The following is a 17,287-nucleotide window of genomic DNA, read 5'->3' on the forward strand; positions in this document are numbered from 1 at the left end:
GGCGTTCGCCACGTTGCCCTCAAAAGAAGTCTTATCACTCATCGCTTAACCTCAGTTCGACGCCACATTCTTCTATTTCGCACTGGTCTTTCATGCCCATTGTCCCACCTTGGTTTGTTGACGAGACAAGGGGAAGAAAGGTACCCGAAGGTGGGTACCTCTCGTCACGGCCCAGAAGACCAATCGAGCATCCCTATCAGGTCTGCAATCCCGGCGGCGTCTCTTCGAGCATCCCTTGGTAGACCGGCACGGACGTTTCGATGGCGGCGGGGATCGTCTCCGGCGGCTCGGGCGCTTGCACCGGCACCGGTTCGAGCAAAGCCTCCCGAATGACCTGATCCATGTGCTCGACCAAGACGAAGCGCAGTTTCTTCTTGACGTTGGCCGGGACCTCTTCCAGATCTTTTTTGTTCTCCGCCGGCAATATGACGGTGGTGCAGCCGGCCCGGTTAGCGGCGAGCATCTTCTCCTTGATGCCGCCGACGGGGAGCACGCGGCCGCGGAGGGTGATCTCGCCGGTCATCGCTACCTCTCGGCGGACCGGCCGCCGGCTGAGGGCAGACGTGAGGGCCGTGGCGATGGTGATTCCGGCGGAAGGGCCGTCTTTCGGGATGGCCCCCTCCGGCACATGGATGTGAATGTCCGTGTTCTGGTGGAAGTTGTCGGCAATGCCCAATTCCCTAGCGCGGGAGCGGACATAGGTGAGACTGGCCTGGGCCGATTCTTTCATCACATCGCCCAGTTTGCCCGTTAAGGCGAGGTTGCCTTTGCCCGGCATGTGGGCCACCTCGATGGCCAGGGTGTCACCGCCTGTTTCCGTCCAAGCCAACCCCGTGGCGACGCCCACCTGCGATTCCGCTTCAGCCAGGCCGTAGCGGAAACGGGGGATGCCGAGGTAGGAAGGCAGGTTGCCGGCCGAGATAGAGAGGCGTCGCTCGGGATTTTTGACGATGGCCCGGGCGCTTTTGCGGCAGAGGCTGGCGATCTCCCGTTCCAGATTGCGCACGCCCGCCTCGCGGGTGTACTCGCGGATCAGGCGGCGCACCGTGTTTTCCGAGATCTGGACCTGTTCTTTCTTCAGGCCATGCTCCTTCAACTGCTTTGGCACGAGGTGATCGAGGGCGATGCGCGTCTTTTCCTCCTCCGTGTAGCCGGGGATGTAGATGACCTCCATGCGGTCAAGAAGCGGCCGAGGGATGTTGTGCATGCCGTTGGCCGTGGTGATGAACAAGACCTTGGACAGATCAAAGGGCACCTCGATGAAGTGGTCCGAAAAAGTGCTGTTCTGTTCCGGATCGAGCACCTCCAGGAGCGCCGATGCCGGGTCGCCGCGGAAGTCCATGCTCATCTTGTCGATCTCATCGAGCAGGAAGACGGGGTTTTTCGACCCTGCCGTGCGCAAACCCTGGATCAGCCTCCCCGGCATGGCGCCCACATAGGTGCGCCGGTGGCCGCGGATCTCGGCCTCATCGCGCACACCGCCTAGGGAAAGGCGGACGAATTTGCGTTCGAGCGCGCGGGCGATGGAACGGGCCAGCGAGGTTTTGCCGACGCCCGGCGGTCCGACGAAGCAGATGATGGGACCCTTCATCTTTTGGGCCAGCTTGCGGATGGCCAGGTACTCGATGATCCGCTCCTTCACCTTGTCGAGGCCGAAATGATCCTCGTTGAGGATGGCCTCGGCCTTGTCGATATCGAGGCGGTCTTTCGTCTGTTTGGCCCAGGGCAGGGCGAGCAGCCAGTCCAGGTAGTTGCGGACGACCGTCGCCTCGGCCACCATGGGCGGCATCTTTTCAAGGCGCTCCACCTCTCGAAGGGCTTTTTCCTCGACCTCTTTGGGCAGTTTGGCCTTGGCGATCTTGTTGCGCAGATCTTCCCCTTCGGCCTGACGGTCTTCCTTCTCGCCCAGCTCCTTTTGAATGGCCTTGATCTGCTCCCGCAGGTAGTATTCCTTCTGAGTCTTCTCCATCTGCTTGCGGACGCGGACGTTGATCTTGCGCTCCAGTTCCAGGATCTCCATCTCTCTGGCCAGGATCTCCGTCAAGATCTCCAGACGTTCGGTCACGTCGAGGGCTTCCAGGATGCGTTGTTTGTCTTGCGTCTTCAAAGTCAGATGGGATGAGATGGTGTCGGTCAACCGTCCCGGATCCTCGACAGCCACAACAGAGACAAAAGTCTCTGGCGGAATCTTTTTAGAGATCTTCACATATTGCTCAAACTGGTTGATGAGGGAACGCATCAGGGCTTCCACGGCGTTCGACTTGACGTCAGGCTCGATATGCTCTCGGACACGTACGCGGATCAACGGTTCCATGTCAATGTATTCGAGGATCTCCGCACGGGCCAGGCCTTCCACGAGCACACGGATCGTCCCGCCGGGGAGCTTGAGCAACTGCTTGATCTCGGCGATGACGCCGATCTGATAGATGTCCTCAGCGCCGGGTTGATCGGTCTGGGCTTCCTTCTGGGTGGCCAGGAAGATGATCCGATCCTGGGCCATCGCTTCTTCAATCGCGTTGACGGAACGCTCCCGGCCGACATCTAGGTGCATGACCATGTAAGGAAAGACGATGATCCCCCGCAAAGGCAACAGGGGCAATTCCTGTATCGTCTGCCGTATCTTTTCTTCTTCGGCCATCTGGGCAAACACCTCCTACTCTTCTGAAGGGGCCAGAAGATTATCCTCATTTTACTATAATCGGGGAACAAAGCCCAGCGTTTTTCCTCCATGAACCGCTTGCAACCAGGTGATCCCATCCAAGCTGCTCAGGGAGGCGGCGCCGCACCGACGGCAGCCGCCGATAACAGGTCTGCGGCAGGCGCAACAGACGTCTCCACCACCGATGAATCTGTCAAAAGCGCTTCCGCAAAGACTTGTTCCATCGTATGCAATGGGATCACGGAAATTCCTGGAATCGAAGAAAAACGTTCCAGCCAGTTCTCTGCCGGGATCAGCACGCGGGTTGCCCCGGCCAGTCGCGCCGCTTCCACCTTGGTGACGATGCCACCCACCGGCTTCACCCGACCTCGGACCGATAACTCCCCTGTCATGGCCAGTCGGTTGTCGATGGCGACGCCCTTGACGGCCGAGTAAATCGCCGTCGCGATGGCGATGCCTGCCGAGGGGCCGTCGATAGGGGTTCCGCCGGGGAAGTTGACATGAATATCCCAGTCTCTCGGTTCGATCCCCTTTTGGGCGCGCAGGACCGTCAGCACGTTGTCCACCGAGGTTTTGACGAGGCTACGGCGCTTCATCGTCCGTCCGCCCAGCCCGCCCATCTCCTCTTCGTCGACAATGCCCGTCAGCGTCAGTGTTCCTGCACCGGGGGAGACCGGCAAGGCGGTCACTTCGATCTCCATCAGGGCGCCCAGCGACGGACCCATCACCGCCAAACCGTTAACAACGCCGACCTGGGGTTCGGGGGGGATCTTCTTCTCTGGTCGGGGCGTGTACTGGCCGGAATGGACAACCCATTCCACATCCTCCACAGACAGGACATTGACGCCGCGGGCGAGCGCCAGTCCGGCTGAAATCTGGACGATGTTGACGGCCTCGCGCCCGTTGGTCGCATAGCGACGGATCACCTCGACGGCCTTTTCGGGAATGGCCATGTCCATCTTCTTGGCCGCCCGGCAGGCCACAGCCCCGATCTCCTCCTGGGTCAAGGGGCGAAAAAAGACCTCAAGGCAGCGACTGCGGATGGCGGAAGGGATCTCCTGAGGAAGCCGGGTCGTTGCGCCGATGAGCCGGAAGTCGGCAGGAAGGCCTTTTTGGAAGATATCGTGGATATGGCTGGGGATGTTTTGGTCCTCGCTGGAGTAGTAGGCGCTTTCCAGGAGCACCTTACGGTCTTCGAGGACCTTGAGGAGCTTGTTGATCTGGATGGGGTGGAGTTCCCCCACCTCGTCGATGAAGAGCACCCCGCCATGGGCCTTCGTCACCGCTCCCGGTTTCGGCTGGGGAATGCCGGCCATGCCTAGGGCGCCGGCACCCTGGTAGATGGGGTCGTGGACTGAGCCGATCAGCGGGTCGGCGATGCCTCGCTCATCGAAACGGGCCGTGGCGCCATCGATCTCGATAAACTTGGCCTGGACGGAGAAAGGGGACAGAGGATTTTTCTTGGCCTCCTCCAAAACCAACCGCGCTGCCGCCGTCTTGCCTACCCCTGGGGGACCGTAGATGATCACGTGCTGTGGGTTGGGACCGCAGAGCGCCGCTTTGAGCGCCCGGATGCCGTCGTCTTGGCCGATGATCTCTTCGAAGGTCGTAGGCCGTGTCTTTTCCGCCAGCGGCTCTGTGAGGGCGATCCGGCGCATCATCTGGAGCTTCTCTACCTCCTTGCGCGATTCGCGCTCCACCGCCAGTTTGGAACTCTGCTGATTCTTGAGCAGGTGCCAGAAGTACATGCCGATGATGATGATGAAAAAGATCTGGAGGAGGCCCAGCAATCCGCCCAATCCCGACCAAATGTTCACTGCCGTCACTCCATTTCTGTTTTTGCCAATCCCCCATAGTATCCGACGGCGAAAGCTTTTTATGAGACGGAGGCATGGAAAACCACAAACCCCGGAGGATCGAGATCCTCCGGGGTCTGTGTCATCGGCGCGTACCGGGTTTGGTTCGGGTCGTCGGGCGCTTGCCCGGGAGCGACGATTCAGGTGATCGCCCTATCGGCGTCTTGTCAGCCGGCTCACCCTGCGCCCCTAAGCCGACTCTTCCTTCTTTTTTTTTCTGTCACTCGTGACCAGCACCGGTTCCTTCTGCTTCAGGATGACTTCCTTGGTCACGGCGCACTTGGTAACGTCATTGCGGGACGGGATGTCATACATCACGTCGAGCATGACTTCCTCCAAGATGGCCCGCAGGCCGCGTGCGCCTGTGTTGCGCTTGATCGCCTCCTGGGCGATGGCTCTCAAGGCGTCATCGGTGAACTCCAACTGGACCTGATCCAGTTCAAAGAACTTTTGGTACTGTTTGACGAGGGCATTCTTCGGCTCTGTCAGGATACGCACCAAGGCGTCTTCGTCGAGGGCGTCTAAGGTGACGATGACGGGAAGACGGCCGACAAACTCGGGAATCAGGCCGAACTTGAGCAGATCGACAGGCAGGATCTCCCGGAGCGTTTCTCCGATCTTCTTCTCCTGCTTGCCTTTGATGTCTGCGTTGAAGCCCATCGTCTTTTTGCCGATGCGATTCATGATCAGTTTTTCGATGCCGTCGAAGGCGCCGCCACAGATGAAGAGGATGTTCGTCGTATCCAGTTGGATGAATTCCTGATGGGGGTGTTTGCGACCGCCCTGCGGCGGAACGGAGGCCACTGTGCCTTCCAGGATCTTCAGCAACGCCTGCTGTACGCCTTCACCGGAGACGTCCCGTGTGATCGAGGGGTTCTCGGACTTGCGGGCAATCTTGTCGATCTCGTCGATGTAGACGATGCCTTTTTCCGCCTTCTCCACATCATAGTCAGCGGCCTGGATCAGCTTGAGCAGGATGTTTTCCACATCCTCGCCCACATAGCCGGCCTCTGTCAGGGAGGTGGCGTCGGCGATGGCGAAGGGCACGTTCAAGATGCGGGCCAGCGTCTGAGCCAGCAGCGTCTTGCCGCTGCCGGTAGGTCCCAGCATGATGATGTTCGATTTCTGCAGTTCTATGTCGTCAATCTTGGAACCCAGGTTGATCCGCTTATAGTGGTTGTAGACAGCGACGGAAAGGGCCTTCTTGGCCTGTTCCTGACCGATGACATACTGGTCCAGGATCTCGCGGATCTCCTTCGGTTTCGGCACATCGCCCAGATCGAAGGTATTTTCGTCCTGAAGTTCCTCTTCGATGATTTCATTGCACAGTTCGATGCATTCGTCGCAAATGTAGACTCCGGGACCGGCGACCAGCTTTTTGACCTGATCTTGCAGCTTACCGCAGAAGGAACACTTCAGTTGACTTTTATCGTCACCGAAACCTTTGTACATATCCTCACCTCTCTGCTTCATGCCTTGGCCGGCGACTTAAATTCCATCACCCCGTCAATGATGCCGTAGGCTTTTGCTTCCTCTGCCGACATAAAGTAGTCACGATCGGTATCCCGTTCGATCCGTTCCAGAGGCTGACCGGTGCGGTCCGCCAGGATCTTGTTGAGTCGATCTCTGGTCTTGAGGATGTGGCGGGCATGGATCTCGATCTCTGTGGCCTGGCCTTTGACGCCGCCAAGGGGCTGGTGGATCATGATCTCCGCGTTCGGTGAAGCGTAGCGTTTTCCTTTTGCGCCGGCGGCCAACAGGAAGGCGCCCATGGAGGCGGCCATCCCGACGCAGATCGTGGATACGTCGCAGCGGATCAGTTGCATCGTGTCGTAAATGGCAAAGCCGGATGTGATCGCGCCTCCCGGACTGTTGATGTAGAGGTGGATGTCTTTGTCCGGATCCTCGGCCTCTAGAAAGAGCAACTGGGCGATGATGAGATTGGCAACATTATCGTCAATGGCACTGCCCAGGATAATGATCCGATCCTTCAACAGCCTGGAATAAATGTCATAGGCCCGTTCACCGCGATTGGTTTGCTCGACGACCATGGGAACCAGATAACTCATCCGAGAAACCTCCTCAGGTATACAGTTCAATCTATGTCCGGGAAAGCTGTGCAGTTCGCTCTTTCCCGGATCAACCAGCGATTTCTTTGGCGCTGTCGACCAGGAACTTGGCAGCCTTTTTCAGAAGGATGCCCTCTGTCAGGGCGTCGATCTGACCGCGCGATTCGAGAATCTTCCGGATCTGGTCAGCCGGTTTCCGGTAGTTGGCAGCCATCTCCTCAATCTCTTTGTTCAATTCTTCATCGGATACGGACATTCCTTCGGCCTTGGCCACTGCTTCCAAAACAAGTTCCTCTTTGACCACTTTTTCCGCTTCCGGAATAAACTGCGCCTTCAGATCCTTCTGCGTTTGCTTGGTCATGGCGAGAAACTGTTCCATGGAGATACCCTGGTAGCGCAGACGATGCCCGTACTCTTCCAGCATCTGATCGACACGGCTGTCGATCATGACCATGGGGATATCCACCTGGGAAGCCCCGACGACCTTTTCGACGACGGCATTCCGTTTGGCCTGCTCGCGGGCTTTTTCAGCCGCGCTCATCAGGTTTTTGCGGATATCTTCTTTCAATTCGTCGAGAGTCTCGAAGTCACTGACATCCTTGGCAAACTCGTCATCGATGGGGGCGTACTCCTTGCGTTTGAGCTCTTTGACGGTGACCTTGAACAGGACGGGCTGACCGGCCAGTTCTTCCACATGGTACTGCTCGGGGAAGGTCAGGTGGAGATCGACCGTTTCACCTACCGAAACACCGACAAGTCCTTCTTCGAAACCGGGGATGAAGGTGTTGCTGCCCAACTCCAGGGGGTGATCGGTGCCCTTGCCGCCCGGGAAAGACAGGCCATCTTTGAAGCCTTCAAAGTCGATGACCGCCGTATCCCCCATCTGGGCTTCCCCTTCCGTCAGGGTGATCAAGCGGGCATGGCGCTTTTGCATGGTCTCCAGTTGACGTTGAACATCCTCTTCACGCACTTCGACCGGCTGGACCTCCACCTCGATACCTTTGTATTCGCCGAGAACGACCTCCGGCTTGACTGTGACAAGGGCCTTGAAGATCAAGGGCTTGCCAGCCTCAATCTGGATGACGTCGATTTTCGGCTGTTCTACAGGCTCCACATTGTGTTCCGCGATGGCCTGCTTGTATGCGTCGGGCACGATGAACTCGACGGCATCTTCGAAAAGAATCTCTTTGCCGTAACGGGCCTCCAGGATCTTGCGGGGAGTCTTGCCTTTGCGGAAGCCGGGGACGGCAACCTGACGGACGACTTTTTTATAGGCCTTTTCCAGCCCCTGTTCGAATGTTGCCTCGTCGATCTCGATTTGCAACGATACCTGGTTGTTTTCGAGCCGTTCTACTGAAGCCTTCACGTATGTACCCCTCTCATCGATCGTATCGTAAATTTGACTGTCATCTGCCGGATCGACCTCTACTAGTCTATCCGAAAATTTAAAAAGCATAAGGATGTTATTCTACGGCAATCTCGCATTTCCTGCTCTCTTGAACAGAATAGAACGCCAGCTTTCATATTTTTCCCAGATATTAGGGTTTCATTCTCCCCCTTTGCTTGATCAAAAATAAAACCTCGGCGACGGATCACCGAGGTAAGCGGTCATGCTGCCGGTTTGCAAACGACGGTGGTGCGGGAGAAGGGACTCGAACCCCCATGGTTGCCCGCTGGAACCTAAATCCAGTGCGTCTACCAATTCCGCCACTCCCGCATTTTCAGCTCCTGCATCTTATAACTTTAATTCCTGCTCCGATGGTTGTCAAGAGAAAATGAAAATGGCGCGCCTGGAGGGATTCGAACCCCCGACGCCCTGCTTAGAAGGCAGGTGCTCTATCCAACTGAGCTACAGGCGCTTCACGGAAGACAGCGTGTCCGCTAAAGCGATAGTACCGCCGGACAAGGAGTGGAAAAGATGGTCGGGGCGACAGGATTTGAACCTGCGGCCCCCTGCTCCCAAAGCAGGTGCGCTACCAAACTGCGCTACGCCCCGTTACGAATCGATCGACCTTGTTCTGCGGACATCGAGTGGTATTATAACATACGAAGATTTCGATGACAAGACGACAAGTCCTACGTCGCCTGCCAATATTTATAACGTATTGTAGGTTTTCTACGCCGGGGCGGTTCAAGGAACCGCCCCGGCGATCGCCTTGGGCATCATCGCTGTTAGCACCAGCGTGTTCTTGCAAAATCATTCACCAATCGAGTCAGGTTTTTTACGTGTTTTTCGATGATGGTTTTCCGATTCGCGCAGGAACCAAGCTTTTTGCCCCCAGCGCATCTCCTGCCATAGCCGTCGCAATGTGCTTTTGCTACAGAAAATGAGCCGCCTTTGTGCAGTCGATATGGCTTTGCCTGGGACATCGCTGCTCCTCCTTTCTGTTGTGTTATTGTATCTTACGCACAGCTATTACATTTATTTACAATTTTTACGGCTCCTCGATCGTCCTGCAATGAATCTCTTGCTTTTTCATAAAAGTAAAAACAGACAGTTCCAACGAGAAACCGTCTGCACCGCAAAATTCTTATTCATACAACTCTGGAGTATCGCCTTGGATTTATAGATTCGGCCGCCTAATCGGCTCCGGTTCGGGAAAGAGCAATACGCGCAACAGAAAGAACATCTTTTCCATCGCTGATGCCCGGTGACTGATCTTGTTCTTGAGCTCCGCAGGCAGTTCGGCAAAGGTCTTTTCATAGGCCGGCAGGTAAAAGAGAGGATCATAACCGAACCCGCCGTCGCCGCGTCCCTCCGTAGCGATGACACCGTCACAGACGCCTTCGGCAAAAAACTTCTGCCCGTCAGGCATGGCCAATGCCAGGACGCAGACGAAGCGAGCCTTCCGTTGTTCGAAGGGAACCTCTTGCAGAAGCTTCAGCAGTTTTTCATTGTTGCGCCGGTCGTCCTTGGGTTCTCCGGCAAAGCGGGCCGAGTAGACGCCGGGCGCACCGTTCAGCGCGTCCACCACCAGACCCGAGTCGTCCGCCATGGCAGGAACGCCACAGGCACGGGCAACCTGTTCGGCCTTCATCAAGGCGTTATCGCGGAAGGTATCACCTGTCTCCTTGAGTTCGGTGATCTGGGGGAAGTCGCGCAGCGACAGCCACCGGATCGGCAGCGCCGGTGTCTGCGCCCGCGTCATGGCCTCAAATTCACGGACCTTCCCCATGTTTTGGGTCGCCAAGATGATGTTATACATACCGCTTCCCCCTCGCAGGCCCGATAGCGAAATGGTATTAATTTGTAAAAATAATTGATCAAAATGATCGTACTTCTTCCATCTGCCGCTTGTCAAGGCATCGTGAACAGATATCCCAAAAGAGCCGGCAAGGCGCCGGCTCTTTTGGGCATAAGGGCTTGTTGGGCAGTGCGACGTTTCACCCGTTCTACAGTCGCCTACCGATAATGATTCGAATCGACTACGCCTGGGCAGACTCCGCTAACGCCTGATTCTGCGCCTCTATCAATTCACAGATGCCTTTTTCCGCCAATCGGAGCATGGCGTCCAATTCATCGCGGCCAAAGGGCGTCCCCTCGGCTGTGCCTTGCAACTCGACGAAGCGCCCCCCAGCGGTCATGACCACGTTCATGTCCACCTCGGCCTTTGCGTCTTCCTCGTAGGCCAGGTCCAGCAGGAGTTCTCCTGCTACCTTGCCGACGCTGACAGCGGCCAGCGCCTCGATGATGGGGTCTTTTTGAATCTGCTTATTCTTCAGCAGTCTGCGGCAGGCATCCTTGAGGGCGACGAAGGCGCCAGTGATCGAGGCGGTTCGCGTGCCGCCATCAGCCTGGATAACATCACAGTCGATCCAGATGGTGCGCTCACCGAGCCGCTGCAGGTCGACGACAGAGCGGAGCGCCCGCCCGATCAGCCGCTGGATCTCCATGGTTCGGCCAGTCGCTTTGCCGCGGGTGACCTCCCGCTGGGTGCGGGTTCCTGTCGCCCGCGGGAGCATGCCGTACTCGGCTGTCACCCAGCCTTTGCCGGAGCCTTTTTGAAAGGGCGGCACCTTCTCCTCCACCGTCGCTGTGCAGATCACCTTCGTGTTGCCGACGGTGATCAACACGGAACCTTCAGGGTGGATCAGGTACTGCCGCTGGATCTGAACCGGACGCAGTTGATCGGCCTGGCGTCCATCAACACGTTCCATTGAAAAACTCCTCTCCGGGCGACGAGCGGATTGCCACCACCGGTCGCGCCGGGAGGTGGTTAAGCCCGCTGGTACTGAGCCCGCCCTTGTTCGTAGAGGTTATTGCCTTCGGCATCGATGCAGACGATGACAGGGAAATCTTCGACGACCAGTTCGCGTACGGCTTCAGTGCCGAGGTCGTCATAGGCGATGACCTTCGCTTCCTTGATGGAGCGGGCCATCAGCGCGCCGGCGCCGCCAATGGCGACAAAGTAGACACAGCCGTGCTTTTTCATGGCGTCAACGACAGCCGGTCCCCGCAACCCTTTGCCGATCATGCCGGTCAGGCCCTGCTCGATCAACCGGGGCGAGTAGGTGTCCATCCGATAGGACGAGGTGGGGCCGGCGGAGCCGATCACCTGACCCGGCTTGGCCGGACAGGGACCGACGAAGTAAATGACGGCGTCCTTTACATTAAACGGCAGATCTTCCCCACGGTCAAGGGTTTCTACCAGGCGTTTGTGGGCGGCGTCGCGGCCGGTGTAGATGGTGCCGCTGATCAGAACCGTATCGCCGGCCTTCAGTTGGCGCAGAACCTCCTGCGTCAACGGTGTTGTCAACCGTACAGCTTTCATGATTCCAACTCTCCTTCCCTTCTATGCCGGTCTACAGTTCCGTTTCGCTGTGACGAGCCACATGGCAGTTGATGTTGACGGCGCAGGGCAGCCCGGCAATGTGGGTCGGGTAGGTTTCTACGTTGACTGCCAGCGCTGTCGTGCGACCGCCGAGACCCTGGGGTCCGATGCCGAGGTTGTTGATCTTCTCGAGCAGTTCTTTTTCCAAGGCGGCGATGTGCGCCTTATCGCTGTGATGGCCGATATGGCGAAGAAGGGCTTTCTTGGCCAGGAAAGAAGCTTTTTCCATGGTGCCGCCGATACCGACGCCGACGACGATGGGCGGGCAGGGGTTGGGACCGGCCTTCTCGACAGCCTCGATGACGAACTTTTTGATCGCCTCGACGCCGTCTGCCGGTTTGAACATCTTCAGTTGGCTCATGTTCTCACTGCCGAACCCTTTCGGAGCGACCATGATGTGCAGCTTGTCCCCGGGAACGATGTCATAATGGATGACGGCCGGCGTGTTATCACCCGTGTTCACGCGGATCAAGGGATCCTTGACGACAGACTTGCGCAGGTAGCCCTTTTCATAGCCGCGGCGCACACCTTCATTGATGGCGTCAGTGAGGCCGCCTTCGACGAAGACTTCTTGGCCGATGGTGACAAAGACGACAGTCATGCCCGTGTCCTGACAGATGGGCACCATTTCATTTTCGGCGATGGCGTTGTTCTCCATGATGTGACCGATGATGGTCTTGCCCAGAGGCGATTCTTCCGCCGCGTGGGCCTTCTCCAGCGCTTCTTTCACATCGGCGCCAATCTGGGTGTTGGCTTTGATGCACAGCCCTTCCACAGCCGAAGCGATCTGTTCAAATGTGATAGTACGCAATCCAGGCATCCTCCTTTGATTGATCTTTTTATGATTTGCTGTTGTATAAATGAAACTGTCCCGAGATGGGACAGTTTCAATGCTGACCCGAAGCAATTTTTAACTGACCGGTAGCCGAAATCCTGTTCGAAGTTCGAAAATCGAGCCCAACCCATATGATTCAACAGGCAGTGCGAAAAACCTGCCTCATTGCGAGATTTTACGTGAAAAATTTCACACAGCGCAACCGATGGCCCCGTTCAGTTGAGGATAGGCGGGAAGAATGACCTGTACAGGGAGAGCATCCTCCAGCATGGCGCGGATCGCCTGGTTGCGGGCAACGCCGCCGGTAAAGACGACGACCGGGCTGTACAGTTCCCGCAGCATCGGCTCGACACGCTTGACGATGGTGCGGTTCACCCCCGCCGCCAGGTGCTCAATGGGGTGGCCTTCAATGATCTGACCGATCAGTTCCGACTCGCCGAAAACGGCGCAGGTGGAGGACAGCTCCACCGGCTCATCCCGGCACTCGCCGAGCGCCGCCACATCCATCGCCAGCACCGCCGCCATGTTCTCCAGGTAACGTCCAGATGAGGCGGCGCACTTGTCATTGGTGCGAAAGTCGACCATGCGCCCTCCCGCCACCTTGATCACCTTGCTGTCCTGACCGCCCAAGTCGAGGAGCGTAAAATCAGAGAGCCCCGTCTGAAAGATCGCCCCCCGCGTATGCGCCCGCAACTCAGGAATCACCTGCCCCCCGGCAAGCTTGACCAGATTCCGCCCGTACCCTGTCGACGTGATGGCCGCACCCGTAGGCCAACCGAGCCGCTCATAGTCGACGACCAGCTCGCCGTCAACCTTGCGGCCATATTCACGGTAAAAGGCAAGGGTGTCGTAACAGCGGTAATCAACAAGCCGTCCATCCTCCATAAAAACGGCCTTTACATAGCGGCTGCCGAGGTCGAGTCCAATCTTCACGAAGTCTTCGCCCCCTGATGTGTAAGTAGTACCGCCAATCGGTGGTCTAACCGGTGCAACCGTAAACCCCGCAGGCGTATGCAGCACGCGCCCTAAGCCTAAGTAGCAACTAGGCCGCTCCAGGGCGATTCCAGCGGGCGCTACCTCGCGAGCATGTCCAGAAAAGCGTCAATCCTCATCCGGCTCCGCGCATCCAACGGCCCCGGACGGTCCCCCTCCAGGGTCAACACCGGCACTGCCGTGCGCTGGCGAAGGATGATATCCTCGATCTGCCGATAGCAGAAGCTCTGCGTGTAATGGATGATCCCGTCAACGCGCCGCCGCGCTACCTCCCGGTTGATATCGTCGATCCGGTCGAAAATCGAATAAGGATAGGTGTAGCGACGATACTGCTCGATGATATCGTCCTCATCAAAGGGCATGGCGAATTGCCGCTGAACCTCGTTGAAGACCACCCGCGCGCCCATGCTTTCTACATAGGAGTACAAATCGGAGACGATCGGGGGAACCCCCACGTAGGCCAGTCGAACCGCCTGCCGATCGCCGGCCAACCCTTGTGTCGAATTCCGCGCGGCCTCCGCGATAATCCCGTCCAAATACGCTTCGTAGGCGTCAGGATCGCCGTTGAAATCAGAACAGCCGACAAGGGCGAGATGATTCGTCTGACCGTCGACGACACCTGCTTCCCAGGTGAGCCGGTCGATTTCATGGGCTTTTTTCCGTACCTGATCGAGCCGCTTTTTCCAACGGCCCACTGCTTCCCAATCAGCGCCCAACAGCTGCATCAATTTCTCCATCTGCAGACGCAAGAGATCGGCGTCGCGGTCGTAGGGAAAGGCAAAAGGGATCACCGCCACACCGGCCACCTGCCATGTCTCCATCAAGGCATGGGTATTGGAGCAATCTCCCTGGGTGACGGCGATGACCTGCCGCAGGCTCTCCTGTTCGAGCAGCGTCGTATAAAGGCCTTTGATCCAGCCGCAGATGTTGCGCGGGTAGCCGGCTTGTTCCGCCCGGTCGACCAACCGGCCCGGCGCGTCGCAGGTGATAAAGAGGTTATTCAAGTCCACCGGGATTTTTCCGGCGGCATAGACGATCTCTACGGGGATCGTTGTCGTCAATCCTATTTTGTCCGCCATCGGCGCCACCTACCTGTTTGTTCCGCCTTGTTGAGCGAAAACATCGTTGACAAAGAGAGACCCGGCGCACAGGCCGGGAGCGAAGGAAAGACCAGGTCAGACGTAACGTACTTCAGGTAAAAAGCCACTTCATGCGAAGACCACTTTCTGGTTCCATTCCCTCTCCAAGATGCCGTCGAGGCATACCTGCCGGGTGTCGTTATCCAGCGGAACGCCGAGGAGAGCGCCGCCCACCCGGGCAAAAGACACCGGATCACCGCTGACGTAAAAACGGTGGCGAGGCTTTGGACCCCGGGGATCCCGGAAGGGGATGATTCCCCTTTCCATCAGCGCCTTTCCCTGTGCCACGGTCTGGCAAGCCGGATCGATCAAGGTGATCTTCTCCCCGATCACTTCCCGGATGACCGGTTCCAAAAAGGGGTAATGGGTGCAGCCCAGCACGATGGTATCGACACCGGCTTCGATCAACGGCGCCAGGTACTGTTTAGACGCCGCCCGCGCCTCATCGCCGCTATAACGCCCCGACTCGACGAGAGGGACGAATCTGGGACAAGCCTGACCGAAGACCTGCATGGCGCTGTTTAATTCCCCCACCCGCCGGCTGTGCGCCCCTTTGCGGATGGTCGCTTCCGTCGCCAACACCCCGATCCGCCCGTTCCGGCTAAGCCGAACAGCTTCTTCCGCGCCGGGGTCGACGACACCGACAACAGGCACCTTGTGGCGCTCCCGGATGATATCAAGCGCCAAAGAAGAGCTCGTATTGCAGGCGACAAGGATCAACTTCGCCCCTTCGGCAACCAGAAAGTCGGTGATCTCCAGGGCAAATCGGATCAATTCCGAAGCAGGGCGAGGACCGTAGGGGACATGGGCCGTGTCCGCAAAATAGAGGATCTCTTCCCCCGGCATTTGGCGAAACACTTCACGTGCCACAGTCAAACCGCCGACACCCGAGTCAAATATGCCAATCGGTTGGCAACGTTGCAACTTTCTCACTCCCAGCCGAACATGGCGACAGAGCCCTGCATCTTCCCGCAATCAGCAGACCTTTAAACCATAACATAGAATATTCCCGCTGAAAAGAAAGGTTCTCCCTCGCTCAGGTTTTTCAAAAAAGCACACCATGTCCACCGCTCCCGCAGCGCTGGATGTACTGCCAACACCATCTTTGGTGCGCAGTCCTCTTCCCGTATTGTAAAACGTTTTCACCCCCCTGCCCAGCCTTTGCGCCATTGTCTGAGAACTTTCTCCAGACATAGGTCCCCTTGGTTGCAGCTTCTCATTTGATGAAAATAGGAAAAACGCCCGGCGCTGCGAGAGGCCGAACGTTTTTTCCGAGTATCTTTTAATGATTTTTCTTCTCTGCCTCATCGGCGCCGCCCTTTTGCGTCTCGCCGGAAGCCTTCTGCGCTGTTTCCCCCTCCTTGGCGATCATCGAGTTTTTCCTTGCCATCGCCTGGGAAACGTCCATATGGCCGGCCAGCGTCTCAATCTTTTTCCCTTCTACGAGGAGCTGCACCTTCTGGATTGCCTGAAACTGGGTCAGCGTGTTGACGATGGAGTACACCGTCAAGGCTTCACTGGCCGACCCTCCCTGATGGTTCTTTTGCAGTTCCTTGCTCAGGTTGACCGTGCAGAGCCCATCCTTGATATTGATATCGATCAGCCGCGTCCCCGTGGGGATTGTGGGCAGGGCGCCCGAATGGATGCTAGGGCCCTTGATCAGTTCGTTCACCGCCGCCTTGGCGATGCTCCCCGTTTTAGGAATCGACCGTCTTTCTACGACCAGATTCTGTCCCTTGGCGTCGGCGAAATAGAGCATGATTGCCTGTTCCGGCCCGGGAGGAGGATCCACCGTGGCTTGCCCGTCAACCGGCAGCGCCTGTCCCTGCGTTACAGGCTGTTCGTTTTTTCCCAACTGTTCCTGTTTCGCGGCGCCCGTCTCCTTGGCTTTAAAATCGTCCTTCATAGAGATGAAGCGATCGACGGCCGAGCATCCGCCCAGACCGAAGGCGATAACGAGGGCCGTCACCACAAGGATTATGCCGGCCGACCAGCTGCGCTCCCTGTCCATCTGTTGATCCTCCTCATTCATTCATTTTCTGATCCATAGATATGGACAAGGTCAGATGGATATTCCATTTTTTTCAAATCAACGCAGCCGTCGCTTCGCTTCTTAGTGATGCATTCCCGAGAGGGCAGCCATGCCCAGCGCCCCCACAATCGCGCCGGTGATAGCCCAGCGAGGCGAGCGCTTGCTCGCTTCCGGCCACAATTCGTCCCAGACCAGATAGGCCATGGCGCCCCCGGCCAAGGCGAGCAACTGGGCGAGCGACTTCGTCGACAGCGCCAAGAGGCCGAATCCGAGCAGGGTGCCCAAGGGGGTAAAAAAAGCCATGACCATGGTGAGCCCAATGATTTTCCAGGGCGCCATGCCGCTCATGCGCAGCGGCGCCGCCGTAGCGACCCCTTCGGGGATGTTATGCAAACCGATGGCCAACGTCACGACCCAGCCGAGGTGGTGCTCTGCCGCCGTTCCGGCGGCGATGGCGATACCCTCGGGAAAGTCGTGCAAGGAGATGCCTAGGGCGATGAGATAGCCCATCTTGCGCAAGGGTCCCGCTTGTCTCCCCCGCTTCGATGCAAGGGCAAACTGGGTCAAAACTACGTCACAAAGCGCGATGAGCAGCGCACCCAGGCAAAAGCCGGTGAGAACCGACCAGGGGCCTCCCCAATTCCAGGCTGTTGGAAGCAGATCCAGCACAACGACGCTGACCATGACCCCAGCGGCAAAGCCGAGGAGCGCGCTCAGGGTCCGCGCTCCCAGCGAGCCCAGCATCAACAGGCACAAGGCGCCGGCCGTGGTGGCCAAGCCCGCGATCAGGCTGATCGCCAACATGGGCCAGATCATTGTTGGGAAAAGGTCTTCCATACCCTTTTCGTCCTTCCCTCTGCCTCGCCCTCTTC

At 57.6% G+C, this 17,287-nt stretch carries 15 protein-coding genes and 3 tRNA genes; all 18 read right to left on the reverse strand.

The annotated features are described in order from the left end of the window. Positions 1 to 196: 196 nt before the first annotated feature. A complete protein-coding gene (gene lon, locus HM1_RS01415; protein ID WP_012281466.1) occupies positions 197 to 2,638 on the reverse strand; it encodes an endopeptidase La in 2,442 nt (813 codons plus the stop codon). Positions 2,639 to 2,766: 128 nt separating this feature from the next. Next, entirely contained in the window at positions 2,767 to 4,476 is a 1,710-nt protein-coding gene (gene lonB, locus HM1_RS01420; RefSeq protein WP_083764975.1) for an ATP-dependent protease LonB, read from the reverse strand. Between the two features lie 228 nt (positions 4,477 to 4,704). After that, complete coding sequence (gene clpX, locus HM1_RS01425; protein WP_012281468.1) at positions 4,705 to 5,967, reverse strand: ATP-dependent Clp protease ATP-binding subunit ClpX; 1,263 nt, start codon at positions 5,965 to 5,967, stop codon at positions 4,705 to 4,707. Positions 5,968 to 5,984: 17 nt separating this feature from the next. After that, complete coding sequence (clpP, locus tag HM1_RS01430; protein ID WP_012281469.1) at positions 5,985 to 6,584, reverse strand: ATP-dependent Clp endopeptidase proteolytic subunit ClpP; 600 nt, start codon at positions 6,582 to 6,584, stop codon at positions 5,985 to 5,987. 70 nt (positions 6,585 to 6,654) lie between these two features. Then, positions 6,655 to 7,950 (reverse strand): trigger factor, encoded by a 1,296-nt coding sequence (tig, locus tag HM1_RS01435; RefSeq protein WP_041313061.1) that lies wholly within the window; start codon positions 7,948 to 7,950, stop codon positions 6,655 to 6,657. A gap of 268 nt (positions 7,951 to 8,218) precedes the next feature. Then, a tRNA-Leu gene (locus HM1_RS01440) sits at positions 8,219 to 8,301 on the reverse strand. Between the two features lie 65 nt (positions 8,302 to 8,366). After that, positions 8,367 to 8,443 (reverse strand) — tRNA-Arg (locus tag HM1_RS01445). A 60-nt stretch (positions 8,444 to 8,503) separates the two neighbouring features. After that, a tRNA-Pro gene (locus HM1_RS01450) sits at positions 8,504 to 8,580 on the reverse strand. 176 nt (positions 8,581 to 8,756) lie between these two features. Beyond that, entirely contained in the window at positions 8,757 to 8,954 is a 198-nt protein-coding gene (locus tag HM1_RS15445) for a hypothetical protein (RefSeq protein WP_148207045.1), read from the reverse strand. Between the two features lie 194 nt (positions 8,955 to 9,148). Then, the gene (locus tag HM1_RS01455) at positions 9,149 to 9,790 is read right to left on the reverse strand and encodes an XTP/dITP diphosphatase (RefSeq protein WP_012281471.1); all 642 of its coding nucleotides are present in this window, start codon (positions 9,788 to 9,790) and stop codon (positions 9,149 to 9,151) included. A 220-nt stretch (positions 9,791 to 10,010) separates the two neighbouring features. Beyond that, complete coding sequence (gene rph / locus HM1_RS01460) at positions 10,011 to 10,742, reverse strand: ribonuclease PH (RefSeq protein WP_012281472.1); 732 nt, start codon at positions 10,740 to 10,742, stop codon at positions 10,011 to 10,013. A gap of 59 nt (positions 10,743 to 10,801) precedes the next feature. Beyond that, entirely contained in the window at positions 10,802 to 11,356 is a 555-nt protein-coding gene (locus HM1_RS01465) for a Fe-S-containing hydro-lyase (RefSeq protein ID WP_012281473.1), read from the reverse strand. Between the two features lie 31 nt (positions 11,357 to 11,387). Then, entirely contained in the window at positions 11,388 to 12,227 is an 840-nt protein-coding gene (locus HM1_RS01470; RefSeq protein ID WP_041313064.1) for a fumarate hydratase, read from the reverse strand. Between the two features lie 213 nt (positions 12,228 to 12,440). Beyond that, entirely contained in the window at positions 12,441 to 13,184 is a 744-nt protein-coding gene (locus tag HM1_RS01475; RefSeq protein ID WP_012281475.1) for an acyl-CoA dehydratase activase, read from the reverse strand. Between the two features lie 140 nt (positions 13,185 to 13,324). Next, positions 13,325 to 14,323 carry a 2-hydroxyacyl-CoA dehydratase family protein gene (locus HM1_RS01480; protein ID WP_012281476.1) on the reverse strand — a complete coding sequence of 333 codons (999 nt, stop codon included), beginning with the start codon at positions 14,321 to 14,323 and terminating at the stop codon, positions 13,325 to 13,327. 129 nt (positions 14,324 to 14,452) lie between these two features. After that, entirely contained in the window at positions 14,453 to 15,307 is an 855-nt protein-coding gene (gene murI / locus HM1_RS01485; RefSeq protein ID WP_012281477.1) for a glutamate racemase, read from the reverse strand. Positions 15,308 to 15,665: 358 nt separating this feature from the next. Beyond that, positions 15,666 to 16,394 carry a GerMN domain-containing protein gene (locus HM1_RS14295; RefSeq protein WP_012281479.1) on the reverse strand — a complete coding sequence of 243 codons (729 nt, stop codon included), beginning with the start codon at positions 16,392 to 16,394 and terminating at the stop codon, positions 15,666 to 15,668. A gap of 102 nt (positions 16,395 to 16,496) precedes the next feature. Beyond that, positions 16,497 to 17,252 carry a ZIP family metal transporter gene (locus HM1_RS01495; protein WP_012281480.1) on the reverse strand — a complete coding sequence of 252 codons (756 nt, stop codon included), beginning with the start codon at positions 17,250 to 17,252 and terminating at the stop codon, positions 16,497 to 16,499. Positions 17,253 to 17,287 lie beyond the last annotated feature (35 nt).

The organism is Heliomicrobium modesticaldum Ice1 (assembly GCF_000019165.1).
Lineage (GTDB): Bacteria > Bacillota > Desulfitobacteriia > Heliobacteriales > Heliobacteriaceae > Heliomicrobium > Heliomicrobium modesticaldum.